The organism is Pseudovibrio sp. SCP20, from assembly GCF_057774105.1.
Map to the genome: position 1 here is coordinate 241,412 of NZ_JBYMDH010000004.1, position 25,286 is coordinate 266,697.

Consider the following 25,286-nt stretch of genomic DNA (forward strand, 5'->3'; position numbering starts at 1 on the left):
GCCGTGTTCCCTGCGGAACGGGGGTCTATGTAGCCGCCTTCCCCGACCTTGGCAAGCGCTTTAGAGAAGTTTTTTGAAGGGAATTTGCGTTTTGGGGATAACAATTTCTGACTATCAGAACAAAGACGTAGGGCATTGCACCCTAAACGTGAGAAAAGCTGCACTTGCAGGGTGCAGCTTTTCCAGAATTTAACCCTTGCTGCTGTCAGCCGGGAATAGTCTCGTAACTTTTTCAGCAGCTTGCACGCCATGTTTGTATGGAAGCTGTATTTTAAAGCAGGCCCCAGTGGTCACATCTTTTTCTAATGTGATCTTTCCGCCATGGGCCACAACGATCTCTGCTGCGATCGCCAGACCCAGTCCAGTGCCCCCGACCTTGCCTGAAGTCTGGAAGGCTTTGAACAGGCCCTCCTGTGCCTTGGCAGGAATGCCCGGTCCTGTATCTGACACATAGATAGAGAGCATATCCTCTTCTACTTCAGAGTGGATCTCGATCCGGCACACGACTTCAGATGCACCTTTGGATGCTTCCATTGCCTGCACCGAGTTTCGGCAGAGGTTGAGGAGGACGCGGAAGATCTGTTCCGGATCAGCTTCCAGCTCCTGTGTCTCCGGCACATTCACATGCATCTCAATGCCTTTGGAATAACTGGAGAGGCCAAGAACCTCCTCCACATCGCGCAGGACGGATGCGAGACGGATAACACGTAGTTCTGGCGCAGCCTCCTGAACCTTGCCATAGGACAACACTGCGCTGGTGTAGCTAGCGGCCCGATCAAGGGTAGCCAGAATTTTCGGAGCTACACGCTGCACAGTTGGATCCGGAAGCATTTCCAGACGCTCCAGGAACAGCTGTGCAGATGCCAGCAAGTTGCGCATGTCGTGGTTGATCTTGGAGACTGCCAAACCCAATGCAGCCATACGGCGCTGCTGGTTCAGTGTCTGGTTCAGAGACTTCTGCATGGATTGTAGCTGAATCTCAGCTTCACCCAGCTCGTCAGAGCGTCCGCTTGGCTTGATGATCTCTCGTGCATTTTCCGGAGATTCAGCAAAGCGCATCATTGAACCGGTCAAACGCTGCAAAGGGCGCAGCAGCAAGGAGCGGATGGACAGATAAACAAGCGCTGCCGTCAAACAGGAGATGATGAGAGACAGCTGCAGAATGTTCAGAGCGTATTTCTGCAAGTCGTCACGTAGCAGGGACGCCGGGAAGACCATATCCACGCGTCCGCCGGAGCGCATATCGATGTCGCCAATCACACGGATCTGGCCTGTTCGAGTTCCGGTCAGGAACTGCAGGCTACATCCAATGGCATCCCAAGGGGAATCCCGTGTCATATCGATCGTCTTGGTGATGTTCATTTGAGAACTGTCCATCGCGATCAAATTGCGGCGTTCGCCGACCGCCAGAGAAATGGCCTGCGCGCCGGTTGCTTCAAGCAGCTCATGCTGAACCTGAGGAGACAGGGTCTCACTTTCAGACAGCAAGGTTGCCGCTACACCACCAACCGCCAGACGGTCACGAAGCCAGGTGTTTCGATAATTTGCAATTGAAGGGACAAAAATAAGAACTTCGCTGAGCATGACGAACAGGATCGTCAGCACCAGAAGTTTGCCAGAGAGGCCCATGCCACCGCGGAATAACTTGCGGCGTTTGCCTTTCGGAGATTCATCCGAGTTCAGCTTTTTCGGCGTGACCTCTGTTTCAGAGGTCACTCTCCCATTATTTTGAGCCATCCACCTACCTGATGAGTTGGTACACAATGATCGTGCAGCGCAGATTGTTGTTACGCGCTATGCCTTACTCATTTTTAGCAGATGACGTGTGCCAAGCAACACACTTCTCTCACAGCCGATCACAAGTGCGTCATCCGAACTTTCTCAGAAGCGCCAGAATTCTGCGAACCCAAGGATTTTTAGGGGCATCCGCATAATACGTAAGTGCAGCCCTGCGAATTGCTTCATTTAGTGTTGGGTACGGGAACACAACACCGAGGAGCGCGCCGACTTTCAGCTTCTGTGAGATCATGAGAGCCAGCAGACCGATCTGCTCACCAGCACCAGGACCAACAATGGATGCACCAACAAGCTGGCCCTTGCCATTTGCCAGAAGCTTGACCTGACCTTCGCCCTTGCCTTCTGCCAGCGCTCTGTCGTTTCCTGAGAACTCGGCTGTAAGGACTTTAAGCTTGTCACCATACTGCTCACGCGCTTGCTGCTCAGAGAGACCAACCTGACCGATTTCCGGCTCAGTGTAGGTCACAGCAGGCATGGTGATGCTGTTGTGGTTGATTGGCATGCGGAACAGGATGGAACGGATAACCAGAGATGCATGTGCACCTGCGGCGTGGGTGAATTGTGCACCACCTGCGACATCACCAATCGCATAAACCTTACGGTTGGTTGTCCGCAGGCCATCATCTGTCTTGATACCCTTGCGAGTGTACTCAATGCCAGCAGCTTCCAGACCTAAGGAAGAGACATTTGGAGCACGACCAGCCGCTATCAGAAGATGTGTACCTTCAACAGTACCTTCGGCCTCATCGTCTACCTTAATGGAGACTTTGACACCTTTATCAGTGCGTTCAACAGCATTGACCTTGGTGTCGGCAAGGATCTCAACGCCCTCAGCTTCCATTTTACGAATGACTTGAGCAGCGTGATCCGGATCTGTCACAGCCAATGGGCGCAGAGCTTCGATGACGGTTACGCGGCTTCCGAGGCGTCGATGTGCCTGAGCCATTTCCATGCCGATTGGACCTGCACCAATAATAATGAGGTGCTCAGGACACTCTGTCAGCTCAAACAGGTTTTCGTTGGTGAGGTATGGCGTGTTTTCGATGCCCGGGATCGGAGGAACTGCCGCACTGGACCCAGTGGCAACCACATAGCGACGCGCTTTTATGAGTTGCTCGCCGACTTTTACGGTATCGGCAGAGATAAACTCACCCGCTCCTTGAATAACATTCACACCCAGCCCTTCAAAGCGCTCTACAGAGTCATGGGGGGCAATGGTCGCGATGACATCGTGGACGTGGTCATTCACTCTAGAGAAGTCGATCTCAGGTTCATGTGCGCCTACGCCGAACTTTTCGGAGGAACGGAAAGTCGCCGCCGCTTTGCCTGCTGCGATGATTGCTTTGGATGGAACACAGCCGTAGTTGAGGCAGTCACCACCCATTTTACCTTTTTCGATCAGAACAACATCCACGCCGAAGGCTGCTGCGGCAGCGGCGACGGAGAGGCCGCCCGAACCGGCGCCAATTACACAGATGTCCGGGGTCAAAGTTTTTGCATTATTGTTATTGGTCATCGAGAAAGTCCGTGATTTCGAAATTGATCTTGTCTGAGAATTATTTGCCGCGGAAGCGCTGAATGACTGGTGGGATGAGCGCAACCAAGCCAAGCGCTGCAAATGCCCAGATCAACTCAGGTGTGATCAGTGCGGAGATCTCCACTTCGCATGTACCCGCTGCAGAACAACCTGGGTTTGCCTGTTCCTGCGCAAGGATCACACTGTCCAGACCTGCACCAACGAAGGCATATGCGAAGGTGCCCGGGATAATGCCCACGAATGTCGCGATGAGGTATGTAGTGAGCGGAACATGGAACAGTGCCGGAGCGATGTTGACCAGCCAGAATGGGAAGACTGGCGTCAGACGCAGGAAGAGAAGGTAGCTGAACGCGTTCTTGCGGAACCCTTCAGACATTTTATCAAGGAACGGCCCTGCTCTTTCTTTTAGTGTCGCACCAACAGAGGTTTTTGCTGCGATGAAGAGCAGTGCGGCACCAATGGTTGCCGCGACAACAGTGAGCAATCCACCAAAGAACCAACCAAACAGGAAACCACCAGCAATGGTCAGCAGGGATGCGCCCGGGAAGGACAGCGCAACTGCAAGCGTGTAGACCACGAAATAGATGAGTGGGGTTAGGACCGGATACTCAGCGAGATAATTTGCCAGCAACTGCTGATTTTTGATCAGGTTGCTGATTGTGATCTGCTGATGCCAACCCTGAGAGATGCCATAGGCGGACACGGCAAGGATAACAAATAGCAGTCCCCAGCGTTTGATGAAGCCGAGGGCTCCCTCAGCTGATGACTTGTTATCGTTGTGTTCCGTGATTCCCATGTGCTTTTCCTTAGGTGGTTTCAGAGTTCAGACCGATAAGAACCGAAACCTCTGTGTTCTTAGCCAATCTAAACCGAATAGGTTACTATGTTTTTTGCAGGCCAACTGCCTAACGAATTGATGCGTTAGAATTTTCATACAATCAGAAAGACCTCCGGTGTTATCACAGGTTCGTGCATTGCCCGTAGTTTCACTGGGTTTTGAATGGGGGGTAACACCTGTACACGCTCGCGTGAGGGAATAAAGAGTCAGGATATCGCAGATTCCAGCACAGCAATTATTGACTTGAAGGGCTCACGCTAATATAAGCGCCGACGAATAGGAGTGCGTGTCCCATGCGCAAGGTCCTGTAACTTGAATAAAGTCGCGGTGACTTCGGGGACAAGACGCACAATCCAAATTAACGTTTAAGTTGGAGCCAATGGCTCTGCTAGGGTAATAAAATGAAGCGTACTTTCCAACCGAGCAACCTTGTTCGCAAGCGTCGCCACGGCTTCCGGGCACGTATGGCAACCAAAAATGGCCGCCAGGTTCTGGCACGTCGTCGTGCTAAGGGTCGTAAGCGTCTTAGCGCTTAATCGCGACGTTGCGCGGCGGCATTCACTTCATAAACATTGAACACAAGTTCCGCCGCAAAAACATGAAAACACTCAAAAAGCGCTCCGAGTTTCTTACCGTTGCAAAAGGCGGAAGGACAGCTCGGCGTGCTTTTGTGCTTCAAGCGGCTAAAACCCGCAGTGATGGCGCCCCTCGGATGGGTTACACGGTCACCAAGAAAACCGGGAATTCAGTTGAGCGCAGTCGTATTAAGCGCCGACTACGAGCCGCTGTCGCATCTCTCGATTTGGATATTGCCCAGACTGGCGCCGACTATGTACTGGTTGGCCGGAGAGCAGCACTTTCCCAGCCCTTCGAGGATCTTCTGAAAGATCTCAAAGGCAGTGTGAAGAATGCGTTCAAGCCTCGCAAATCTCGCCCTATCCGATCAAAACCGAATTCGCTGGCAAATTCTAAACCTCCACATGATAAAGTGCAGGCGGACTGACCAGTGATGAATGTTTATTCCACCCTTTTGAAAATGAGTGATCCAGTCGATGAACGATAATCGCAATATGATCGTAGCGATCGTCCTGTCGCTGGTTGTGCTATTGGGCTGGCAATATTTTATTGCCGGACCACAGTTAGAAGCTCAGCAGGAAGCGCAACAGGCGCAGCTGGCAAACGATGCACAACAAGCCGGTTCCAGCTCACCCGTTGCACTGCCTGAAGGTGCATCCGGCCAGGTGACTGCCCCAGGAACCGAAAGCGGAACCGCTGCGCAATCATTCGTCAGTCGCGAACAGGCACTGGCTGCATCTCCTCGTCTGACCATTGATACCCCTAGCCTCTCCGGTTCCGTAAACCTGAAGGGCGCGAAGCTGGATGACCTTCGCCTGAAGGGCTACCGTCAGACCATCGCCAAGGACAGCGAAACCGTTGTTCTGTTCTCACCAAAAGGCAGCCCTGCTCCTTACTATGCAGAACATGGCTGGGTTGCAGACCCGGGCGTTCAGATCAAGCTTCCAAACGCTGAAACTGTCTGGACTGCAGAGACTTCCGGCAACCTGACCCCATCTTCTCCAATCGTCCTGAGCTGGGACAATGGCGAAGGTCTGGTGTTCAAGCGTACCTTCTCTGTCGACGAGAACTACATGTTCACTGTCGATCAAGAAGTACAAAACAACTCCGGTCAGAACGTTCAGCTGTACCCATATGGCCTAATCGCACGTAACGGTGAGCCTGAAACCGCTGGCTTCTTCGTTCTGCACGAAGGCCTTATTGGCGTGATTGGCGACGAAGGCCTGCAGGAAATCAACTACTCTGATCTGATTGATGACGGCAGCATTCGCCCAGGTCGCGCCAACATGGGCTGGCTCGGCTTTACCGATAAGTACTGGGCGGCAACTCTGATCCCAACTCCGGGCACAGAGTTCCAGCCGAACTTCTCTTACAACGCACGTACTCAGAACTTCCAGAGTGACTACCTCGGCAGCGCAACACAGGTTGTTGACGGCGCGAAGATCACCAACTCTTCCCTGCTCTATGCAGGTGCGAAGATTACCAGTCTGATTGATGGCTATCAGAACTCCTACGATATTCTGAATTTCGACCTGATGATCGACTGGGGCTGGTTCTACTTCCTAACCAAGCCGATGTTCTGGACCATTGACTGGCTCTACTCTCTGGTTGGCAACTTCGGTATTGCGATCCTGCTCGTGACCGTGATTGTGAAAGCAATCTTCTTCCCGCTGGCTAACAAATCCTACGTCTCCATGAGCCGTATGAAGCTTGTTCAGCCGAAGATGACTGAAATCCGCGAGAAGTATAAGGACGACAAGCAGAAGCAGCAGCAGGCCATGATGGAGCTGTATAAGACTGAGAAGATCAACCCGTTGGCAGGTTGTTTGCCAATGCTGATCCAGATCCCGGTCTTCTTCTCGCTCTATAAGGTTCTGTTCGTCACCATCGAGATGCGCCATGCGCCATTCTTCGGATGGATTCAGGATCTTTCTGCCCCAGACCCAACCACCATCTTCAACCTGTTTGGTCTGATCCCTTGGGACCCACCAACATTCCTGATGATTGGTGTATGGCCTCTGATCATGGGCATCACCATGTTCCTGCAGATGAAGATGAACCCGGCACCAGCTGAGCCTGCACAGCAGATGATCTTCAACTGGATGCCAGTGATCTTCACCTTCATGTTGGCGACCTTCCCAGCAGGTCTTGTGATCTACTGGGCATGGAACAACACCCTCTCTGTTTTGCAGCAAGGTGTTATCATGCGTCGTCAGGGCGTAAAGCTTGAGTTGTTTGACAACTTGAAAGCGACTTTCAAGCGCAAGCCTAAGGAAGAAAGCAAGTAAGCTTTCTCAGATGACAGAGATTGAAAACGCGGTCTTAGGGCCGCGTTTTTTCGTTGAATGAACCGTTGGTATTGGCAGAGTTCTGGTGTGCCGGACATAAAGGCAAAGCATTGCAAAACACCACTCGACCAAATCGAGATTGCAGGTTAAAAGGCAGGGCATGAGCTCAGAAAAAGAATATTCAGCAGAACAACTGGAGGCGGGACGCCTTCTGTTTGCGCGTCCTTGGGAATTCATTACCAGTGTGAAAGAGATGCATCAGCTTCCAGTGCTTGATGGCATTGAGATCGCTTTTGCCGGTCGTTCCAACGTTGGTAAATCCAGCCTGATCAACAAGCTCACCGGCAAGAAGGCGTTGGCTCGTACGTCCAACACGCCGGGCCGTACGCAGATGCTGAACTTCTTTGGTGCTGAGCACTCCATTCTCAAGATTGTCGACATGCCTGGCTACGGTTACGCGGAAGCGCCGAAAGGTATGGTGGATGCGTGGACCTCACTCATTTTTGATTACCTGCGTGGCCGAAGCACCTTGCGTCGTGTTTTTTCACTGATCGACTCACGTCACGGCATCAAGAAGAACGATCTTGATGCTATGGCGATTCTGGACAAGGCTGCGGTTCCTTATCAGGTTGTGCTTACCAAAGCCGATAAACTGAAACCGGGACAGCTTCAGCGCATGAAAGAAGAAACGCTTAAAGTGCTTGCCAAACGTCCTGCTGCACATCCGGAAGTCATTGCTACCTCTTCAGAAAAAGGCCTTGGCATGGATGATCTGCGTGCTGAGATCGCTCAGCTGGTCAGCTACGGCTAACGATTTCAAGGTGCAGGGCTCATAATTCTCTGCATCTTTTCTATCTTGGACGGCGGTTCTGCAAACATATCCGACTGCCCTTGTCCATCCTGCAATTTGTTGAAAATCCCTTGTTCTCACGTTTTGCTGCCTTTTCCCCAAGCGCCCTTAACCTCTTCTTGACCTTGGGTCAATTTACCCCCCGAATATAGACAGACCGTCGTCGAAGGGGAGGTCGTCGAATGTCTGGAAAAGACAAACAAGATCACAATCACAGTGCTGCTGCGAAGAAAAGGGGATGAGGTATGTGCGCAACTCCATCCCTCCGTCACCATTGGGCGCTCGTACCTGAGCATGCAATTACCAATGCACTGACTTATACGTGGCGTTTCATTCATACTCTGCCGACATTGTTGCTGGCAGGTCTGAACTTCAAGAAGTGGTACAAGGCCCGGCAGTTTGGTCCGAACCCGTTGGAACGTTCCTTGATCTCCGCTTATCTGCGTGATGAGTTTGTGTTGCATTATCAACCGATCGTGCGTGTAACTGACCGCAAACTTGTAGGTGCTGAAGCTCTGATCAGGTGGGAGCATCCTGAGAGTGGCCTTCTGCCCCCTTCCCGTTTCATCACCACATTGTGCCGGAGCTGCCTTGGCAAGGACGTGGGCTATTGGGTGATCCGTGAAGCCTGCAAGGCGCGCAGCGGGTGGAGCAATCTGGTTGATCCAAACTTCAAGATCTCCGTGAACATCTGCGGGCGGATGTTTGTTGATCAGTACATTGTCTCCCGTATTCAGAAGATTTTACAGGACACTGGCACCCCCGGGCATTTCTTAGAGCTTGAAGTGACAGAACGGATTGATCTAGACCGTGCACCGCATGCCATTGAGAACATGCGTCAGCTGCAGGAACTGGGTATCTCCGTGGCGTTTGATGACTTCGGCACCGGCTTTGCCTCCATGAAGCATCTGCTGGATTGTCCAGTTGACCGGATCAAGATCGACCGCAGCTTTATGTCTGGTGTGCCGAACTCCGCCGTTCACAGCACCGCCTGCGCTCACCTCATCGAGCTTGCTCATCTGCTCGATATGGAAGTAACTGCTGAGGGTGTTGAAACCGAAGAGCAAATGAAGCTCTTGGAGAGCAGCGGCTGCACTAATGCGCAGGGCTACTTATTCTCTGCACCTGCCGGAGAAGATGGTTTTGCGGATTATCTGCGTGAGAGGCATTAGACAATTTCCTCTTTTACTTGAGTAAATCCACGCAGGCGGGGATGACTGAACATTTGTGACGTGATCATAATGCGGTTATATACTTCACACGCAGTCCGTGTGATTTGCGTATCAATCCTTTGTTTTCTCCAGGTGTACCAATCGCTATGAGTTTCTCGGAATCCAGTAATCGTGCGCACGTCATCGCCCAAGCTCTTCCTTATATGCAGCGCTATGATGACCGACGTGTTGTTGTAAAGTACGGCGGCAATGCCATGGGAGATGACTCCCTTTCCCGCGCTTTTGCCCGAGACATTACTCTGCTGCGCCAGTCTGGTGTGCATCCTGTTGTTGTTCATGGTGGCGGCCCTCAGATCGGCTCCATGCTGGATCGACTGAACATCAAGAGCGAGTTTAAAGGCGGCCTGCGTGTTACTGACCAGGCAACCGTTGAAGTGGTTGAGATGGTTCTGGCAGGCTCCATCAACAAAGGCATTGTTGCGGACATCAACCGTGAAGGTGGCCGTGCTATTGGTCTTTGCGGCAAGGATGGTGACATGGTCACTGCCCGTAAGCTGCACCGCAAACATCGTGATCCAGATTCCAAGATTGAAGAAATTCTTGATCTTGGCTTCGTTGGTGAGCCTGAGGCCGTGAATGCCAAAGTGCTTGAGCTGATCCTTGAGCGTGATCTTATTCCTGTTGTTGCTCCTGTAGCTCCGGGGCGTGATGGTGCGACCTACAACATCAACGCTGACACCTTTGCCGGTGCGATTGCGGGTTCCTTGAACGCCAAACGTCTGTTGTTCCTTACCGATGTGCCGGGCGTTCTGGATAAAGACGGCAAGCTGATCAAGCAGCTGACACGCGCCGGTGCCCGTGCTCTTATCGAAGACGGCACCATCTCCGGCGGTATGATCCCAAAAGTTGAGACCTGCCTTGAAGCCCTCGATCAGGGCGTGGAAGGCGTGGTGATTGTTGACGGTAAAGTCGCTCACGCGGTTCTTCTGGAACTCTTCACCGACCACGGTGCAGGTACTCTTATCGTACCTTAAACATCGATAGAGAGAGGCGAATAATGGTCGCCTCTCTTGCTATCCTTATTCTTTCCTGTTTTGCTTGGTATCAAACAACACTTATCGGCATTGCTGATAGCTGAACGGATAAGCATGACCAATTCCCCATTTGCCAGCGTTGAAAGCTGGATTTTTGATCTGGACAATACTCTCTATCCTCACCACTCAAACCTGTTCGATCAGATCGATCAGAGGATGTCTGAGTTTGTTCAAAAGCTCACTGGAAAACCTGCTGAGCAAGCCAGAGAGCTGCAGATTTCCTATTACAAAGAGTACGGGACCACCCTTCGTGGCTTGATGCTGGAACACAACATCGAGCCTGATGAATTCCTTGAGTATGTTCACGACATTGACCACTCCGTACTGCAGCCAAACCCGACGCTTGCTGATGCAATCAACCAGTTGCCGGGCAAGTGCTACATCCTGACCAACGGGACGCGGAAGCATGCGGAGTCTGTGGCGAACCGACTGGGCATTACGCATCACTTCGAAGACATCTTCGGCATCATGGAAGCGGATCTGATCCCGAAGCCCGCGGAAGAGACTTACCAGCGCTTCTTGGTCAAGAATGGCATTCTTCCTAAGAAAGCTGCCATGTTTGAGGATCTTTCCCGTAATCTGGTGGTTCCAAACTCCCTCGGCATGCGCACTGTGCTTGTTGTGCCTGACGGAACACGCGAGGTTTTCCGCGAAGATTGGGAGCTTTCCAGTGGATCAGAACCGCATGTGGACTTTGTGACGGACCACCTGGATGGGTTCCTGCACAATATCCTAGGGGAACTCAAGAATTAGGCTAAATGCCTCTAAACACGATAGTGCTTCCGATTTGCATCTTAAACTCCAGTAAGGGCAGTTTTGACCAAAAATTGCAAATTTTGCGCATAATAAGGCGCAAACAGAAAAAATATCACGACTGGCTAGACGAATGCCTTTTTTCCCTTTATTGAGATTAATTCAAGAACTCATAAGGAAGGGCATTCGTCATGGTTTCACTGCGCGCGCTACATGCATTTTCACTGCTGGCTAAACACGGCCGAGCAGCTCGTGCCGCAGAGGATCTTGGCGTTACACCATCAGCCCTGACGCACTTGCTCCGATCATTGGAGAACGAGCTTGGCGCCGCTCTGGTTATTCGTGATGGCCGCGGCCTTGCGCTGACTGAAGAAGGCCAGCGCCTTTCTTCCAATCTTGGCAACTCCTTTGACCAGATTGAGCATGCGGTGGAGGCGTTCCGGCGTAGAAGCCGTACTGAACTGCGCATTTCTACCCTTTCTACAGTTGCGACGCGCTGGCTTATTCCGCGCCTGCCGGACTTTCAGGAGAAACATCCGGATATTGAGCTGCTGATCTCGACCAGTATGCGCGTCGTGGACCTTGATCGAGAGTCCTATGATTGCGCAATCCGACTGGGGGATGGGGCCTGGCCCCATGTAGAGCGACATCAGCTCTGGCAGGAAGATCTGGTTGTTGCCTTTGCTCCTCAGTTGAGTAACGGTGATCCGAACCCGGACATCAAGTTGCTAGATAAGCTGAAGCTGCTGCACACCTCCTCCAGACGTGAAGACTGGCCTCGCTGGCTCAATGGCACTGGTCTGCCGCATCCTGATCAGACGTCCGGTGCGATGTTTGAAAGCCGGAACATGGCTATTCAGGCGGCTGTTGCTGGTATGGGCGCGATTGCAATCGACACCCGCTTTGTTGAACAGGAAGTGGCAGCAGGCCATCTTGTTGTTCCTGACTGGCCTCGCCTGTCGCTGGAAAGCGGCTATTGGTTTGTGCGAAATGCGAACCGTCCGCTGACCCGTCCGGTTGCTTCTTTCCATAAATGGCTCATGGAACAATCCCAGCAGCCATTCAAGGCACCTGAAACAACCTAAATCGATAGATGAGACAACCGGAAGTCTGAGAGTATTGACTTCTGGTTGGTGCTTGCGTACCCCTCGGTAGCTCTAATTCGTAACCCATTAATTGTGAGAGTCTGCCGCCAATGAGCCAGATTGATCTTGCGGCCCTAGAGGCCACCATCAACGCTGCATTTGATGACCGTGATAACATCAGCACCGACACCACTGGTGACGTGCGTGATGCAGTTAACACCGCACTGAACCTTATGGATCACGGCAAGCTGCGCGTTGCGGATAAAACCTCTGGCGACTGGGTGGTCAATCAGTGGGCCAAGAAAGCAGTTCTGCTCTCTTTCCGCCTGAACCCAATGCAGATCATCAAAGGTGGTCCAGACGACGCTCCTTGGTGGGATAAAGTTCCTTCCAAGTTCGATGGCTGGGGCGCAATCGATTTTGAAGAAGCTGGTTTCCGTGCTGTTCCTGGTTCCATCGTTCGTCGCTCCGCATTCGTCGGCAAGTCCGCTGTTCTGATGCCTTCCTTCGTAAACCTTGGTGCGTTTGTTGATGAAGGCACAATGGTTGATACATGGGTGACTGTTGGTTCCTGTGCGCAGATCGGTAAAAACGTTCACCTTTCCGGCGGCGTTGGCATCGGTGGTGTTCTTGAGCCGCTTCAGGCTGGCCCGGTTATCATTGAAGACAACTGCTTCATCGGTGCTCGTTCTGAGGTTGTTGAAGGCGTTATCGTTCGTGAAGGTGCCGTGCTCTCCATGGGCGTGTTCATCTCCGCAACCACCAAAATTGTAGACCGCTCAACCGGTGAAATCTTCTACGGTGAAGTGCCTGCCTACTCTGTTGTTGTTCCGGGCTCTATGCCAGGCAAGCCGCTTCCAGACGGCACTCCAGGTCCAAACCTGGGCTGTGCGGTTATCGTGAAGCGCGTTGATGCACAGACCCGTGCGAAGACTTCTGTGAACGATCTTCTACGCGACTAAGAATTCTGATCAGTTTTGATCGATCAAAGCCGGGGCAAATGCTCCGGCTTTTTTCATGGCTACTTCCTTCAAAATTCCTCTGTTCTGCAGCTGGACTTAACCTAAATTGCAGCGCGGTTACGCTATGAACACATTCCCTCAAGATGTCGGTTGCTTCGCCTGAACGCATGAGTATATTGCGCTTAGATTTTGTGAGGCCCCATGAATAAGAACAGCAATCTGCACAAACTGGTTTTCCCGCTGGATCCGCATGACTGGCACGGCATTGAAAGTGAAACTGTGTGGGTACGCTCGCTCGGTGGCAATCGCTATAAGCTGGAGAACACTCCGTTCTTCGCTTGCGGCGTGGCCAATGGTGATGAGCTGCTGGCAAATCGTGAAAAAGGGCAGCTGGTCTTTGACAAGGTGGCCAAGGCTTCCGGTCACTCCACCTACCGCATCATGGTGGAAGAGACGACACAGCCAGACGAGTTCTCCAAGCAGTGGGCCAAGCTTGAGAAGCTGGGCTGCACTTGTGAGGACATTGATGCTGACCCACCACTCTTCAGCGTGGACATTCCTGCCAGCGTGGATATCCACGTTGCCTACGCTATTTTGGAGGAAGGTGAAGGCTTGGGCATCTGGGCGTTTGAAGAAGGCCACTGCGGCCACCAGATCTAAATCCTCACTCAGCGCTAAAGCAGTTCGCGTTTAAGCTGAAGCGCTTGATCTGCTTTAGCTTTTGTTCTTGCGTATCTTTGAAAACCGGTGTCCACTTTTCAAAGATACGCTTGAGCTGATTAGTAACACCAATATCACCGCATGGCTCTCCGTGCGGTGTTTGTGTTTGAGGATCCCGTTTCAACGGGGGGAGCAAGGCGAACAGGCTCTGCCTGCGCTACTTGTTAGAAATGTTTCTTCGGCATTGGCTGTTCGCCTCGCCCGGGCCTTTTCTCATGAACACGCGGGCTCCCTCTCGAACAGACGCGACAGGCACGTTTGCACATCACAGATGCACTTCCATGCCTTTGACAGTTTCCTGTCACCACCGGACGCCCTTCGGAACGACCCCAAGCTCCCTACTACCACTGTGGTCTCAATAGGGTATGGCGCTTCACCGGACCTCCCGACACGATACGTTACCTCCTGCCGGTAGCCCAACCCCGCCCACGCCACGGAATGGACGGTCCACTCCTGCCCGAATGCGTGGGCACGAGATCAAGCTTAAGGAGGTTTTTGGTGAGGGGGATAAGTTTTTTAGGCGAAAGTCAGCTGCTTATCGACTAAGCCCACCGCCGTCATCCCGCATAGGATGCGGGATCTAGTGCAACGATCGCTGCTGTTTAAGCAAGATGCTCTGGATCCCGGGTCTCAGCTACGCTTCGCCCGGGATGACGTCATTGTTCTTATACCGGCAGGCCGAGCTGTTTCAGTTCTGAGCGGAGTTTTTCTGCTTCGGAGAAGTGGAGCGCTTTCATGCCGACGTTCTGAGCAGCCTCAACGTTTTTGAGTGTGTCATCGATGAAGACAAGGTTGGAGGCTTCGAGCTGGTTTCTTTCCAGCAGCACGTTGTAGATCGCCGCATCGGGCTTCAGAAGCTGCTCATCACCAGAAATCACGGTATCGATGAAGCTGTCAGCCAGGAACGGGAACAGACGTTTTGCGTCCTCGAACTTCTCGCTGGAGAAGTTTGTGATGGCATACAAGGAGACGCCCTTTTCCTTCAGCTCGTTCAAAAGCGCAACGTTGGCTTCGATCGCGCCATCGAGCATTTCTTCCCAACGCTCGTAGTAGGCTTTGATCCACTCTTCATAATGCGGGAACTTTGCCAGACGCTCATCAATGGCTTCGCTCCAAGGGCGACCTCTGTCCTGCTCTAGATTCCAGTCGTAAGGGCAAACTTCATTCAGAAAATGTTCGCGCTCTGAAGCATCCGGGATGAGATCCTTGTAAAGGTTCTCCGGATCCCAAGCGATCAGAACATTGCCGATATCAAACACGACAGCAGTAACTGGTGAGGACATGCGCCCCTCCTCTCGAAGCAATAAATATCTTGGTCTTGTAGTATTGGTTCAGACGTGAGGATGCAATGCGTGGGACTACAAAATGGCAGTTGTAAGGCGGGAGCCTTAAGCCTCAGCCAGAAGTGGCAGCGCTGGCTTCATATCACTTTTTGAGATGTAACTGGCAACTTGCTCGCCCATGCCGAACCCACAAATGGACACATCAACCGGCTCCACCTCCTCAACGTTTTCCAACAGTTGAAGACCTGAGTGAACGTTCGCCATCAGCTCTTGCTTGTGATCCATCTTCAGGATCTGCTCAACAAGCGGCTGGGCTTCTTCTCTGGTCTTTGGGGCCTTGCCACCAAACAGGTCCGGAAGGAACACTGCGTAGCCTTCTTCTGCGATTTTCGCAGCCTGAAGGATCGCCTCTTCGGTCAATCCACCCCAATCATGAAAGAGCACGAGGGCCTGCAGTTTCTTATCTGTCTTGGGAACGATAATGTACGCCAGGTTTCGTTGATGGTATTCCACCAGACGCAACTCAGCGGCTTGCAGAGATGCCGGAAGTGCCAATGTGGTTGCAGCAATGATCATAGGAATGCCAGATTTTTTGAAGTTATGTATAATTGAGATGCACGCCTCAATATATAACTTAATTTGATAATTCAACCACTGTAAACATGATTGGGCAACTATCCCGTCTGCTCTTGTACGTATAGGCAAGCAAAAAAGAAGCCGCCCTTTTCGTATATGAAAAGGGCGGCTAAAACGCTGTGATCAACACCACTTTTGGGTCGATTATGCCTCGCAGATTGCGCGAGTCTGACGTGCAATCATTGCTTCTTCGTTGGTTGGGATCGCCATGACCTTAACCTTGGAAGAGGCTTTAGAAATTGTGATTGCTTCCTTCGCACGAGCCTTGTTTGCTTCCTCATCGATTTCTACGCCGAGGAACTCAAGACCCTTACAAACTCCTGCACGTGTCTGGGATGAGTTTTCACCGATACCACCGGTGAAGACGATCGCATCCAGACCGCCCATGACTGCAACCAGAGCGCCAAGCTCACGCTTGATGCGGTTGTCGTAGTAGTCGAGCGCGCGTTTTGCGTCCGGGCTGTCGGAGTTTTCCAGATCGCGCATGTCCTGCGAGATGCCGGAGAGGCCCTTCATGCCGGATTCCTTGTTCAGCAGGTTCGCAACTTCTTTTGCGGACATGCCTTTGTTTTCAATCAGGTAGAAGATGACGCCCGGATCGATCAGACCAGAGCGGGTGCCCATTGCCAGACCATCAACCGGGGTAAAGCCCATGGTGGTGGTGACGGACTTGCCGTTTTCGATCGCACACATGGATGCACCGTTGCCGAGGTGAGCCACAACGACTTTGCCGTTGGCTACTTCTGGTGCAACGTTGTGCAGCTCTTCCGCGATGTAGTGGAAGGACTGGCCATGCATGCCATACCGACGAATGCCTTCATCGTAGTACTTGGTTGGGATCGCGTAGGCTTCGTTCTTGAACTCCTGGGTGCGGTGGAACGCGGTGTCGAAACACGCAACGTTTGGCTTGCCCGGGAATGCCGCTTTCGCGCCAGCGATACCAGCAAGGTTATGCGGGTTATGCAGAGGTGCGAGTGGGTTGAAGGTTTCCAGTTCTGCAGCAACTTCTTCAGTCACCAGTACAGGTGCAGAATACTTGGAAGAACCATGAACTACGCGGTGGCCGATTGCGTCCACTTCGAGGTTTGGATCAAACTCTTTCAGCAGAGCAAGGATCACCTGCAGTGCGGTGTTGTGGTTCTGAGCTTCTTCTTCAGAAAGCGCACGATCCATGATCGTTACGCCTTCAGCAGATTTGCCCTTAATCCAAGCGGAAGCACCCAGACCGTCGATCTGGCCGGAAAGCACACTTTCTTCGCCTTTGAACAGCTGGAACTTGATGGAGGATGAACCAGCGTTCAGAACAAGAATTGTTTCGATTGTCATTATTATATTCTCAGCTATCCCGAATTACTCTGCAGCTTCTGCCAGATCCTGCTCACCGTTGAATGCTTCGCCAGTACGCAGGTAGTAATCGTACATGGAAGCCAGAGCACAGGATACGAGGCGCGCACGATCATTGTCTGCGCGGCTGGTGAGGATGATCGGAACGCGAGCACCAGTTACGAGACCAGCTGTTTCCGCATGTGCGAGGAAGGTCAGCTCTTTCACAACCATGTTGCCAGCTTCAAGGTTTGGCACGATCAGCACTTCTGCGCGGCCTGCAACAACGGACTCAATGCCTTTGGTGCGGGCAGCTTCAAGGTCAATCGCGTTATCCATTGCCAGAGGGCCGTCAACGATACCGCCTTTGATCTGACCACGGTCAGCCATCTTGGACAGCACAGCTGCGTCGATGGTGGATGGGATCGCCGGGTTAACGGTTTCCAGAGCGGACAGGATACCAACTTTTGGAGGCTGAATGCCGATAGAACGTGCAACATCGATCGCGTTCTGAGTGATGTCCACTTTGGCCATCAGGTCTGGTGCAATGTTGATAGCCGCGTCAGATACGATCAGCGGTGTTTCACGGCCTGGAACGTCCATGACGAATGCGTGGGACAGGCGACGCTTAGTGCGCAGACCACCTTCGCGCTTCACAACGTGGCGCAGCAGGTCGTCCGTGTGCAGGTGCCCCTTCATGACGGAGCGAACGCGGCCTTCGTGAACCAGCGCAACAGCTTTTGCAGCTGCAGAACCTTCATCAGGCGTATCAATCAGCTCGTAACCGGAGATGTCAGCGCCAATCTTGTCAGCAGCTGCCTGAATACGCTTTTCAGGACCACAGAGGATTGGAATGATCAGGCCAGCCTGAGCTGCCATGACTGCACCGCCGAGGGAGTTTGCATCGTCTGGGCAGACAACAGAAGTCGGGATCGCTGGCAGCTGGGACGCTGTTGCAACGAGACGATCAAAGTGCTGGTGGCGCTTCATCAGCAGGCCTGGCAGCTCTTCTGCATCGTAAGAGATGGACTTTGTTGGTGCTTCTACCTGGGCTTCACCTTCAGCAACCAGAGTGCCATCATCAACCTTCACGCTTGTTGCAAGACGGATGATGTTGTTTGGCAGCTTTTCGAGCACGGTGACGGTAACGTCGAGAACCTGATCCACTTTCACCTTGTTGTGGAAGGACAGGGTCTGATCACGGTAGACGCAGCCTGGACCTGGGAGGTAGTTGCCGACGACAGCTGAGATCAGAGTAGCGCCCCACATGAACGGTGCGGATGGGCCATCTTTCTTCTCAATGCCTTCCCACTGTGCATTTGGCAGGTGCAGAGGATTGATGTTGCCAGACGCGTGCGCAAATACGTAAAGGTCATTTGCTGTACAGATGCGGGAGCGAGTGACGGAATCACCGACCTGGATTTGGTCATAGGTCCGATTAGTAGCCATTGATAGCCTCTTTTCATTTTCCACGTATCACTCCTGTCCGAGCTCATGAGTATTGCGATAGGGCTCATGAGGGGAGGACTCTGCCATACTATCGCAGCTCTGTGACTGTTCAGCGATACGTGCGTTAAATTCTTCGCCAAGCTTGGGGGGGCTTATTCAACATTTGAGCTAACAAATCTATCGGTAAAGATCACAAAACAGCAGATTTTGGCGATCTGCGAAGTTATGACACATCAATCTTTAGATTACAGCGCTAAATCTTACGTAGTTACTCGTAGAGTTTACTAAGTGCAGCTGTCCTTATATTCCACGCAAGAAACTTTTCTTGGATGAAGGATAAAAGTATCGCGAAGCGTGATAGCTGCAAGTGTCTTATCTGAGGAAGTTACCAACCGCGCTATGTTATCGAATGCATCACCTAGGATTAAACTGTGCTCCAATGAGGCTTCAGTAACAACATAGGTTTGGCCATTTACCAGCATTCCTTGTGAAAATGGGATACCAGTAGGCTCATTCCCTTTTGTCCAAGGTGAACTGTATGGGTTACTCCAGCTCCAAATAACCTCAGGTGTATCCTTTACAATGCGCACCATCCCTACCCTTACTCCAACTCCATTAGCATCAAAGGGTTTCATTTGGTGAGCAATTGCGATCTCGATATCTCCCATACTAGAGGAGACATCTGTAGAGCGCGCTACGAGATCAGCAACTGAAAAGGCTGTCTTACTAACTCTTCGATCGTGAGATAGTGCAGTGACCATCTCAACCATTCCAAGAAACAAGACCATGACGAGTGGCAGCATCAGCGCAAACTCAAGTGCGGCAAGTCCTGATTGATCCGCAACAAGACATTGAGCTTTACGCTTTCCGGCTCGCGAAAAACACCTTCTTTCGTATAGTAGCTTATGGAAATTGCATATCATTAGAACGGCTCATTTCTGAAAATTTCGGTTGCAACCAAGAGCCTCTCACCACCTGCAGTTACTCCAAAATAATCCAGCATAACTGCGCTTACCATTGGCCACGCACATACAACCTGAACCAAGACCACATCATTCCGCGTACCAGGATCCCATATTTCTTGCATAACAACATTATTGTCTTTGTCCAATAATGGTTCTGGTTTGGGAAGCTTCTCAAAGTTATCGCGGTGCTGCACACTGATGAAAATTTTCTCGTCTACAGCGTTTAGAAGGCCAGCCCCGTTATCTAAGACATGTTTCTTAAACTTGCCCAGATCATATTCCGCATCATAAAAAACCTGGCCAGTCCTAATGTGACGGGAAGCTTCCGCGACAGCGTTGTCCAAAACGACTTCTACTAAGAAAGATAAGCCGAGCTCTAAAATAGCCATGACCATTCCCAACAAGAATGGCGCAATGATCGCAAACTCAACGGCGGTAACACCACGCGCATTTTTTGCAAATTTGCCAATCAAAATTTTACTTTTGATCAGGCGTTGCAAAACAAAACTATACTCTTTCTTACAGTCGGACATAATATATAGCCCAGTTGCTATTCTGTATTACTTGTAACAATTCCGTTTTCTGCCAAGTCATTACGCATACTGATGGTGCTAACAACTTCCTCAATCTTCTTCTTATTATCACCCAAGCGCAGGACTTCGTGGCAGTCGGGGTTGCAGGAGTAGGTGAAGCGGCTGTTGTTGCGTTGGATGGCGACGTAGCCGGCCATTTCGGCGGTTACGGTGATCAGCTCTTCAACGACAGGCTCTGACGCATCGTTGAGCACGACGAGGTTGGTGGTGCCGTATGATTTGCCGGTGATGACGATTGTCAGGCGATCGTGGACTGTGACGTCTGCGATGCTCGGGTTGCCGAGGATGATGGTTTCAGCGGGCTCTTCAAGACGAAAGACTTTCGCCTGATCAGCAACCACTTCCACATCTGCATAGGCTGGTGCGATTGAAGTTGCGGAGATGCCCGCAATCATCGCAGTCAAGATTGCACCAGAGGCAATCTTAGGCAAACGATCTGAGACCTGTTCTTGCAGCTTCCAAAACACGGCAAACCCCACCGAATAACTGTTAAATTTTACCAGTTATTTGTGCGATAATTTTAGTGAACGAAAACCTAATTTGCGCGTTTTGACGGGTCAGATATGCCGATAATGCGCTTTATGGTTAAGCGTGAGTAAACGGCTTTCAGACCAACCGTTTTACCGAGGTCAGTGCGCCAAACTCATTCTCACCGATGCGTTTCAATGCGGCCTGCAAGTTCTCATAGGCGACGGTCATGGTGAAGCCGTTGGCATGCAACAGGGTTTCAGGATTAGCCATAACACCGACATGCCCTTTCCAGAACATGAGATCTCCACGTTGCAAGGCGGGTAGGCCGTTTGAGAGATCCAGATGCTCACCAAGCATGGCTTCCTGCATGTCTGCATCTCGGGGAGCTTTTACACCGCCGGTTTGCAAGGAGAGCTGAATCAATCCAGAACAATCAAGCCCGAGCGAAGAGCGTCCACCCCAAAGGTAAGGCGTCCCGAGCATCGCTTCAGCGGCTTCTACCCAATCGGTGGCCTTATGATCGCGCTTGACCAGATGCTTGTTCACCACGAAGGAGCCATCTGCCAGCTTGGCGAACTCCAGCCCCCGTGTCGTTTCATGCCCAACAACGCGTAGGAGAGACCCCATCGAAATCTGCCCCAGAACAGGGCGTTTCATCTCAGCTTCCGGATATCTGTAGGTGCGTAGGGCAGCAACTCTGTGGGTTGCCGTTTCATTAGTGCCAAGTGCGCTGGTTGGCAGCCAGCCGACGTATCCATCAGTCGCAAGCTGGCCCCAGGACCAACCCTCTGATGTGCTCTCGAAAACCTGGAAGGTTTCGCCAAAGTTCACTTCTGTGTCGATCCCGCAAGAAAGCTCTGGTCGTGCGCGCAGCTCAACCTTATCTACTGTTACTGAGAACCCAGTTCCGTCAACAAAACGCTCAGCGTCCACCTGACCGCGATAGGCGGCGGAGGCGAGGTCTGGTCGTACCGGATGTAAACGGCGGTCGAGTTGAGCAGTCATGAAGAGCCCCTTCCAAACAGAGTCCTGTAGTCATACCTGACTATCAGAGGACATGCATCCCGATTATCGCGGAAGATCCTGCGCTTTTTCAGAGACGAGATCGCCCAGTTGCTCCAGATACAGCGCACCAGCAACGGTGCGGGTAACAACAACGTTGCGGCGATCATTTTCATCACGCTTTCTGGAAAGCAGCTTGTTTGCGCCCAGAGTATCCAGAGCACGCGTGATGGCAGGTTTTGTTACCCCAAGCTTTTGCGCCAATCCGCGCACGGTATGGGGTGGAGGCTCAAGATATACAGTTAAAAGAATAGACATTTGACGAGCAGTCAAATCCTGATCTGCCGCGCGCACCAATTCCAACACTACATCATGCCATAGCTTAAGCGCCTGCGACGGGCGGATCTCTACGGGCATATTTATTCGTCCTAATCCCTATTGCAGGCTAAAACCTAGCCTGCAAATTATTTCGGGACCCTTACCAGATTGAGGTATTGGGTATTTTTGACGGTGTAATCCGTATAGACCTTAGCCGAAGCGGGTCTTCAGCATATCAAAAAGTGCCCGGATTGCCTGAGCTTCGCCGCCATGGGTTCTGAAATCCTTTTCGATTGGTGTCCAACCGTAGATATCAAAATGCACCCAGCTTCCGGCATTCTCAACGAATCTCTGCAGGAACAAAGCTGCTGTTACGGAGCCTGCAAAGCCCACACCGCTGGTGTTGATGTTTGCCAGATCAGCCGTTTTGGAAGTGATGTACTTCTTGTATGGCTTCCACAATGGCATACGCCATAGCGGATCGTTCACCGCCTCACTGTGAACTGCGATGGTCTCTGCCAGCTCTTCATCATCGGTGTAGTAAGGAGGCAGGTCTGGCCCAAGGGCGACACGCGCTGCGCCGGTCAGCGTTGCCATGTCGATGATCAGTTCTGGGCTTTCCTCATCTGCCAATGCCAGCGCATCTGCCAGTACAAGGCGGCCTTCTGCATCGGTGTTGCCGATCTCAACAGACAGGCCTTTGCGGCTTGTGAAAATATCGGATGGACGGAAGGCGCGGCCTGAGATTGCGTTTTCGACAGCAGGTACAATCACGCGCAAACGGATCGGCAGTTCTGCTTTCATGATCATGGCTGCAAGGCCCAGCACATTGGCTGCACCACCCATGTCTTTTTTCATGAGGATCATGCCAGCAGCTGGTTTTACATCCAGACCGCCACTGTCGAAGATCACACCTTTACCAACCAGAGTAATTTTAGGGTCGGTGTCCTTCCCCCAAGTGGCGTCAATCAGGCGAGGCGCTCTGTCACTGCCATTACCAACAGCGTGCACCAGCGGGAACTCGTTCTCCAGAACATCACCCATGATGATCTTTGCGGCTCCGCCATGGTCCTCAAACAACTGAGAAGCAGCTGCGGCTAGCTCTTCCGGCCCCATATCATTGGCGGGTGTATTGATGAGATCTTTCGCGAGGCGCGTCCCTGCCAAAACGGGTGCCAACTCTTCAAGAATGCCAGCTTCAGAAATAACCAGTTGCGCTTTAGCAGCAGGCACCTTTTTGTAGGCATCAAACCGGTAAGCTGCCAGAGAGAAGCCAAGCGCAATACCGGCATGATCCTCGAAGCCTTTGGAAAGTTCAAAAGCACCAGCAGGCAACTTCTTGTTCAGCATTGCCCCTGTTTCCAACGCGTCCTTCTGACCGCTGCCATAGCCAAACAGAATGGTTGCGATTTCACCAGCTTCATTCGGCATAACAAGCGTATCACCAAATGCAGCTTCGAACTCCTGCGCTTTTGCCCAAGCCTGCGCCACTGGACCTGCAGCTTCGAGGTGCGCTTCCAACTCGCTGGTCGAGAGTGCGACCACTGGAATTGGATTGACTGTTTCTTCTGCAGAAATTAACGGACCGTGCACCGGGAGCTCCATTTTTAAGATGTGAGAAATCTATGATCTGTCCTGAATGGGCAGCGTTGAGGCAACCTAACCACGTTACCGGTTCTGTGCAAGACAGAGAGCGGCTCCCTCCCCTGCCTTACAGGGAGAGCACGCCATGAGAGTTAACCAGAAATTAGGGTTAATATTTCATTTTCAAACAATATTTGAATTGCTTCGTTGCTGAGGGTTCCATGGCCGTATTTGACCGCACACACAAAACCAAGATGTCTACCGGCATTTTCAAAAGTGCGACAGCTGTCTCATTGCTGTTGGCTTGCGGGATTGCGCTTTCTGGCTGTGCAACGAACAAACCTCGAGCGCAAGCTTCTGTTTCTCAAAGTCAGCAGTTAAAGCCGGGTTCACAGGAAATGCAGAAGGCGCTTGCCTATTGGGGCGGAGCTTATTCTAAGGATCAGAAGAACCCACGCACGATCCTAAACTATGCAGCAGCACTCAGGATTGATGGTCAAGGTCAGCAAGCAGAAGCAATCTTACGCCGTGGTGTTATCGCCAATGCTGAGAACAAAACCATTGCAGCCAGTTACGGCAAAGTGCTTGCAGAAAACGGAAAGTTGCAGGAAGCGCTGAATGTCATCGACAACGCTTTTGACCCTGCTCAGCCAAATTGGAAAATGCTCTCAGCCAAAGCTGCTATCTTGGATCAACTGGGAGAAACCAAGCAGGCGCGCGCCACCTATCAGCAGGCGCTCAAGATCTCCCCGAACGAGCCGTCTGTGCTGAACAATCTGGGAATGTCTTATCTGCTGGCCGGAGACCTACGTAACGCCGAGACCGCGCTGCGCTCTGCTCTCGACACAGGCCGCGCCGGTAGCCAGGTCCGCCAAAACCTCGCCCTCACCCTCGGCCTCCAAGGCCGCTTCGATGAAGCCGTCCGCGTCGCTCAATCCGATATCGACCCCCGCCAGGCCGCCGAAAACGTGGCGTACCTGAAGACAATGCTCGGGAAGGCTTGAGTTAGAAGTGGGCTGAGACTTTGATGACTGCTGGTGCAATCAATACGATGAACAATACAGGCAGAAAGAACAGCATCATTGGTACGGTAAGCTTTGGCGGAAGAGCTGCAGCTTTTCTCTCAGCTTCCTGCATACGTTCTTGTCTACTTTCCTCAGATAGAACGCGCAGAGCGTAACCGATTGGTGTACCGTATTTCTCCGCCTGGGAAAGCGCTACAACTACGTTTTTGACGCCATCCAATCCGGTTCTTTCCGCTAAGTTTTGATAAGCTTTTCTGCGTTCATCAAGGTAAGACAACTCGGCATTCGCCAAGATCAGCTCTTCCGCCAACGCTGTCGATTGTGGACCGACTTCTTCTGCTACTTTTTTGAAGGCAGCTTCGATAGACATTCCAGATTCAACACAAATCAACATCAGGTCCATCGCATCTGGCCAAGCTAGCCTGATGGATTCCTGTCTCTTCATCACTTTGTTCTGTACGATAATACTCGGGCCATAGAATCCAATCGCAGCCACACCCAAGCTACAAGCGACTACACCAGCAAAAGGGATATCCAGTTGGAGGATAACGACCAGATAGAAAAATGAGGCTGCAAAAAAAGCTACAGGGAGAATAATCTGCAAAAAGAGATAAGTATAAAGAGGTGATACCCCCCGATACCCTGCCATTTTGAGCTTCTTGGCAACATTGTCACTCGATAGCAGCTTCTTCAGGTCATATTTATCAACAAACTCCCGAACGCCATCCTTCGGATTACTGCGCAGTGACACACGTTGATTTTCTTTTTCCTGAGCGAGACGATTTCGTTCACGAGAACGGATTTTATCCCTCTCTAAAGCAACAGATTTCATTCTGCTTTTGAGATCATCTCTCTCAAAAAGCGGAGATAAAAGAGCGAACACAGTTCCTGATACCGCTATAAGCGTCAGGACAACCATGAAGATGTTGTTACCTCCCAAAGATACCAAATTCATGTTCGCTACC

The 25,286-nt window shown here is 51.7% G+C and carries 25 protein-coding genes; 11 read left to right on the plus strand and 14 right to left on the minus strand.

The window, feature by feature from the left end:
- Positions 1-189: 189 nt before the first annotated feature.
- The 3 genes from AC3CB2_RS16955 to AC3CB2_RS16965 all read right to left on the minus strand — a co-directional run bounded on the left by AC3CB2_RS16955 (position 190) and on the right by AC3CB2_RS16965 (position 4,130).
- Positions 190-1,716, minus strand: a complete 1,527-nt coding sequence (locus AC3CB2_RS16955) for a sensor histidine kinase (RefSeq protein WP_008552367.1) — start codon at positions 1,714-1,716, stop codon at positions 190-192.
- A gap of 151 nt (positions 1,717-1,867) precedes the next feature.
- Complete coding sequence (locus AC3CB2_RS16960; RefSeq protein WP_352934643.1) at positions 1,868-3,313, minus strand: dihydrolipoyl dehydrogenase family protein; 1,446 nt, start codon at positions 3,311-3,313, stop codon at positions 1,868-1,870.
- A gap of 40 nt (positions 3,314-3,353) precedes the next feature.
- The gene (locus tag AC3CB2_RS16965; protein ID WP_352934645.1) at positions 3,354-4,130 is read right to left on the minus strand and encodes a TVP38/TMEM64 family protein; all 777 of its coding nucleotides are present in this window, start codon (positions 4,128-4,130) and stop codon (positions 3,354-3,356) included.
- 443 nt (positions 4,131-4,573) lie between these two features.
- Between AC3CB2_RS16965 and rpmH the strand changes: the two genes are divergently transcribed.
- The 10 genes from rpmH (at position 4,574) to AC3CB2_RS17015 (ending at position 13,612) form a co-directional block, all read left to right on the plus strand.
- Positions 4,574-4,708 (plus strand): 50S ribosomal protein L34, encoded by a 135-nt coding sequence (rpmH, locus tag AC3CB2_RS16970; RefSeq protein ID WP_014283918.1) that lies wholly within the window; start codon positions 4,574-4,576, stop codon positions 4,706-4,708.
- A 62-nt stretch (positions 4,709-4,770) separates the two neighbouring features.
- A complete protein-coding gene (gene rnpA, locus AC3CB2_RS16975) occupies positions 4,771-5,175 on the plus strand; it encodes a ribonuclease P protein component (protein WP_208609119.1) in 405 nt (134 codons plus the stop codon).
- 49 nt (positions 5,176-5,224) lie between these two features.
- Positions 5,225-7,036, plus strand: a complete 1,812-nt coding sequence (gene yidC, locus AC3CB2_RS16980; RefSeq protein ID WP_014283917.1) for a membrane protein insertase YidC — start codon at positions 5,225-5,227, stop codon at positions 7,034-7,036.
- Between the two features lie 160 nt (positions 7,037-7,196).
- Entirely contained in the window at positions 7,197-7,847 is a 651-nt protein-coding gene (gene yihA / locus AC3CB2_RS16985; RefSeq protein WP_352934649.1) for a ribosome biogenesis GTP-binding protein YihA/YsxC, read from the plus strand.
- A gap of 284 nt (positions 7,848-8,131) precedes the next feature.
- Positions 8,132-9,058, plus strand: a complete 927-nt coding sequence (locus AC3CB2_RS16990) for an EAL domain-containing protein (RefSeq protein ID WP_014283914.1) — start codon at positions 8,132-8,134, stop codon at positions 9,056-9,058.
- 146 nt (positions 9,059-9,204) lie between these two features.
- Positions 9,205-10,092 (plus strand): acetylglutamate kinase, encoded by an 888-nt coding sequence (gene argB, locus AC3CB2_RS16995; protein ID WP_037038074.1) that lies wholly within the window; start codon positions 9,205-9,207, stop codon positions 10,090-10,092.
- A gap of 114 nt (positions 10,093-10,206) precedes the next feature.
- On the plus strand, positions 10,207-10,905 hold the full coding sequence (locus AC3CB2_RS17000; RefSeq protein WP_008552314.1) for a pyrimidine 5'-nucleotidase: 699 nt from the start codon (positions 10,207-10,209) through the stop codon (positions 10,903-10,905).
- A gap of 191 nt (positions 10,906-11,096) precedes the next feature.
- The gene (locus tag AC3CB2_RS17005; protein ID WP_008552397.1) at positions 11,097-11,990 is read left to right on the plus strand and encodes a LysR substrate-binding domain-containing protein; all 894 of its coding nucleotides are present in this window, start codon (positions 11,097-11,099) and stop codon (positions 11,988-11,990) included.
- A gap of 110 nt (positions 11,991-12,100) precedes the next feature.
- Positions 12,101-12,952 (plus strand): 2,3,4,5-tetrahydropyridine-2,6-dicarboxylate N-succinyltransferase, encoded by an 852-nt coding sequence (gene dapD / locus AC3CB2_RS17010; protein WP_352934654.1) that lies wholly within the window; start codon positions 12,101-12,103, stop codon positions 12,950-12,952.
- Positions 12,953-13,153: 201 nt separating this feature from the next.
- Positions 13,154-13,612 carry a DUF4265 domain-containing protein gene (locus tag AC3CB2_RS17015; protein WP_008552477.1) on the plus strand — a complete coding sequence of 153 codons (459 nt, stop codon included), beginning with the start codon at positions 13,154-13,156 and terminating at the stop codon, positions 13,610-13,612.
- 725 nt (positions 13,613-14,337) lie between these two features.
- Here AC3CB2_RS17015 and AC3CB2_RS17020 read toward each other — a convergent pair.
- The 10 genes from AC3CB2_RS17020 to AC3CB2_RS17065 form a co-directional block, all read right to left on the minus strand.
- On the minus strand, positions 14,338-14,955 hold the full coding sequence (locus AC3CB2_RS17020; RefSeq protein ID WP_352934657.1) for an HAD family hydrolase: 618 nt from the start codon (positions 14,953-14,955) through the stop codon (positions 14,338-14,340).
- A 105-nt stretch (positions 14,956-15,060) separates the two neighbouring features.
- Positions 15,061-15,531 (minus strand): dienelactone hydrolase family protein, encoded by a 471-nt coding sequence (locus tag AC3CB2_RS17025; protein ID WP_352934660.1) that lies wholly within the window; start codon positions 15,529-15,531, stop codon positions 15,061-15,063.
- Positions 15,532-15,735: 204 nt separating this feature from the next.
- A complete protein-coding gene (locus tag AC3CB2_RS17030) occupies positions 15,736-16,917 on the minus strand; it encodes an acetate/propionate family kinase (protein ID WP_008552305.1) in 1,182 nt (393 codons plus the stop codon).
- Positions 16,918-16,941: 24 nt separating this feature from the next.
- Entirely contained in the window at positions 16,942-18,363 is a 1,422-nt protein-coding gene (locus AC3CB2_RS17035) for a bifunctional enoyl-CoA hydratase/phosphate acetyltransferase (protein ID WP_008552449.1), read from the minus strand.
- 284 nt (positions 18,364-18,647) lie between these two features.
- The gene (locus AC3CB2_RS17040) at positions 18,648-19,286 is read right to left on the minus strand and encodes a TadE/TadG family type IV pilus assembly protein (protein ID WP_352934664.1); all 639 of its coding nucleotides are present in this window, start codon (positions 19,284-19,286) and stop codon (positions 18,648-18,650) included.
- On the minus strand, positions 19,286-19,861 hold the full coding sequence (locus AC3CB2_RS17045) for a TadE/TadG family type IV pilus assembly protein (protein WP_352934666.1): 576 nt from the start codon (positions 19,859-19,861) through the stop codon (positions 19,286-19,288). The genes AC3CB2_RS17040 and AC3CB2_RS17045 overlap by 1 nt, the downstream gene beginning before the upstream one ends.
- A gap of 17 nt (positions 19,862-19,878) precedes the next feature.
- Positions 19,879-20,388, minus strand: a complete 510-nt coding sequence (locus AC3CB2_RS17050; RefSeq protein WP_352934669.1) for a pilus assembly protein N-terminal domain-containing protein — start codon at positions 20,386-20,388, stop codon at positions 19,879-19,881.
- A gap of 139 nt (positions 20,389-20,527) precedes the next feature.
- Complete coding sequence (locus tag AC3CB2_RS17055; RefSeq protein WP_352934672.1) at positions 20,528-21,397, minus strand: C40 family peptidase; 870 nt, start codon at positions 21,395-21,397, stop codon at positions 20,528-20,530.
- 63 nt (positions 21,398-21,460) lie between these two features.
- Positions 21,461-21,811, minus strand: a complete 351-nt coding sequence (locus AC3CB2_RS17060) for a MarR family transcriptional regulator (RefSeq protein WP_037038072.1) — start codon at positions 21,809-21,811, stop codon at positions 21,461-21,463.
- Positions 21,812-21,922: 111 nt separating this feature from the next.
- Positions 21,923-23,305, minus strand: a complete 1,383-nt coding sequence (locus AC3CB2_RS17065; protein ID WP_352934675.1) for a leucyl aminopeptidase family protein — start codon at positions 23,303-23,305, stop codon at positions 21,923-21,925.
- 212 nt (positions 23,306-23,517) lie between these two features.
- On the opposite strand from AC3CB2_RS17065, the gene AC3CB2_RS17070 reads away from it, so the two are divergent.
- Positions 23,518-24,300, plus strand: a complete 783-nt coding sequence (locus tag AC3CB2_RS17070) for a tetratricopeptide repeat protein (RefSeq protein ID WP_008552484.1) — start codon at positions 23,518-23,520, stop codon at positions 24,298-24,300.
- Between the two features lies 1 nt (position 24,301).
- Here the strand turns inward: AC3CB2_RS17070 and AC3CB2_RS17075 are convergent, their stop codons facing one another.
- Positions 24,302-25,276 carry a type II secretion system F family protein gene (locus AC3CB2_RS17075; RefSeq protein ID WP_008552332.1) on the minus strand — a complete coding sequence of 325 codons (975 nt, stop codon included), beginning with the start codon at positions 25,274-25,276 and terminating at the stop codon, positions 24,302-24,304.
- Positions 25,277-25,286: the final 10 nt, after the last annotated feature.

What these genes read in the sequence shown, in the direction of transcription:
- rpmH (WP_014283918.1), top strand. Translation starts at nt 4,574, where the DNA reads ATGAAGCGTACTTTCCAACCGAGCAACCTTGTTCGCAAGCGTCGCCAC.
- AC3CB2_RS17005 (WP_008552397.1), top strand. Translation starts at nt 11,097, where the DNA reads ATGGTTTCACTGCGCGCGCTACATGCATTTTCACTGCTGGCTAAACAC.
- AC3CB2_RS17075 (WP_008552332.1), bottom strand. Translation starts at nt 25,276, where the DNA reads ATGAATTTGGTATCTTTGGGAGGTAACAACATCTTCATGGTTGTCCTG.
- AC3CB2_RS17025 (WP_352934660.1), bottom strand. Translation starts at nt 15,531, where the DNA reads ATGATCATTGCTGCAACCACATTGGCACTTCCGGCATCTCTGCAAGCC.
- AC3CB2_RS17035 (WP_008552449.1), bottom strand. Translation starts at nt 18,363, where the DNA reads ATGGCTACTAATCGGACCTATGACCAAATCCAGGTCGGTGATTCCGTC.
- AC3CB2_RS17040 (WP_352934664.1), bottom strand. Translation starts at nt 19,286, where the DNA reads ATGATATGCAATTTCCATAAGCTACTATACGAAAGAAGGTGTTTTTCG.
- AC3CB2_RS17045 (WP_352934666.1), bottom strand. Translation starts at nt 19,861, where the DNA reads ATGTCCGACTGTAAGAAAGAGTATAGTTTTGTTTTGCAACGCCTGATC.
- AC3CB2_RS17070 (WP_008552484.1), top strand. Translation starts at nt 23,518, where the DNA reads ATGGCCGTATTTGACCGCACACACAAAACCAAGATGTCTACCGGCATT.
- AC3CB2_RS16965 (WP_352934645.1), bottom strand. Translation starts at nt 4,130, where the DNA reads ATGGGAATCACGGAACACAACGATAACAAGTCATCAGCTGAGGGAGCC.
- AC3CB2_RS16960 (WP_352934643.1), bottom strand. Translation starts at nt 3,313, where the DNA reads ATGACCAATAACAATAATGCAAAAACTTTGACCCCGGACATCTGTGTA.
- AC3CB2_RS17030 (WP_008552305.1), bottom strand. Translation starts at nt 16,917, where the DNA reads ATGACAATCGAAACAATTCTTGTTCTGAACGCTGGTTCATCCTCCATC.
- AC3CB2_RS17020 (WP_352934657.1), bottom strand. Translation starts at nt 14,955, where the DNA reads ATGTCCTCACCAGTTACTGCTGTCGTGTTTGATATCGGCAATGTTCTG.
- AC3CB2_RS16990 (WP_014283914.1), top strand. Translation starts at nt 8,132, where the DNA reads ATGTGCGCAACTCCATCCCTCCGTCACCATTGGGCGCTCGTACCTGAG.
- dapD (WP_352934654.1), top strand. Translation starts at nt 12,101, where the DNA reads ATGAGCCAGATTGATCTTGCGGCCCTAGAGGCCACCATCAACGCTGCA.
- yihA (WP_352934649.1), top strand. Translation starts at nt 7,197, where the DNA reads ATGAGCTCAGAAAAAGAATATTCAGCAGAACAACTGGAGGCGGGACGC.
- AC3CB2_RS17055 (WP_352934672.1), bottom strand. Translation starts at nt 21,397, where the DNA reads ATGACTGCTCAACTCGACCGCCGTTTACATCCGGTACGACCAGACCTC.
- AC3CB2_RS17060 (WP_037038072.1), bottom strand. Translation starts at nt 21,811, where the DNA reads ATGCCCGTAGAGATCCGCCCGTCGCAGGCGCTTAAGCTATGGCATGAT.
- rnpA (WP_208609119.1), top strand. Translation starts at nt 4,771, where the DNA reads ATGAAAACACTCAAAAAGCGCTCCGAGTTTCTTACCGTTGCAAAAGGC.
- AC3CB2_RS17000 (WP_008552314.1), top strand. Translation starts at nt 10,207, where the DNA reads ATGACCAATTCCCCATTTGCCAGCGTTGAAAGCTGGATTTTTGATCTG.
- AC3CB2_RS17015 (WP_008552477.1), top strand. Translation starts at nt 13,154, where the DNA reads ATGAATAAGAACAGCAATCTGCACAAACTGGTTTTCCCGCTGGATCCG.
- yidC (WP_014283917.1), top strand. Translation starts at nt 5,225, where the DNA reads ATGAACGATAATCGCAATATGATCGTAGCGATCGTCCTGTCGCTGGTT.
- argB (WP_037038074.1), top strand. Translation starts at nt 9,205, where the DNA reads ATGAGTTTCTCGGAATCCAGTAATCGTGCGCACGTCATCGCCCAAGCT.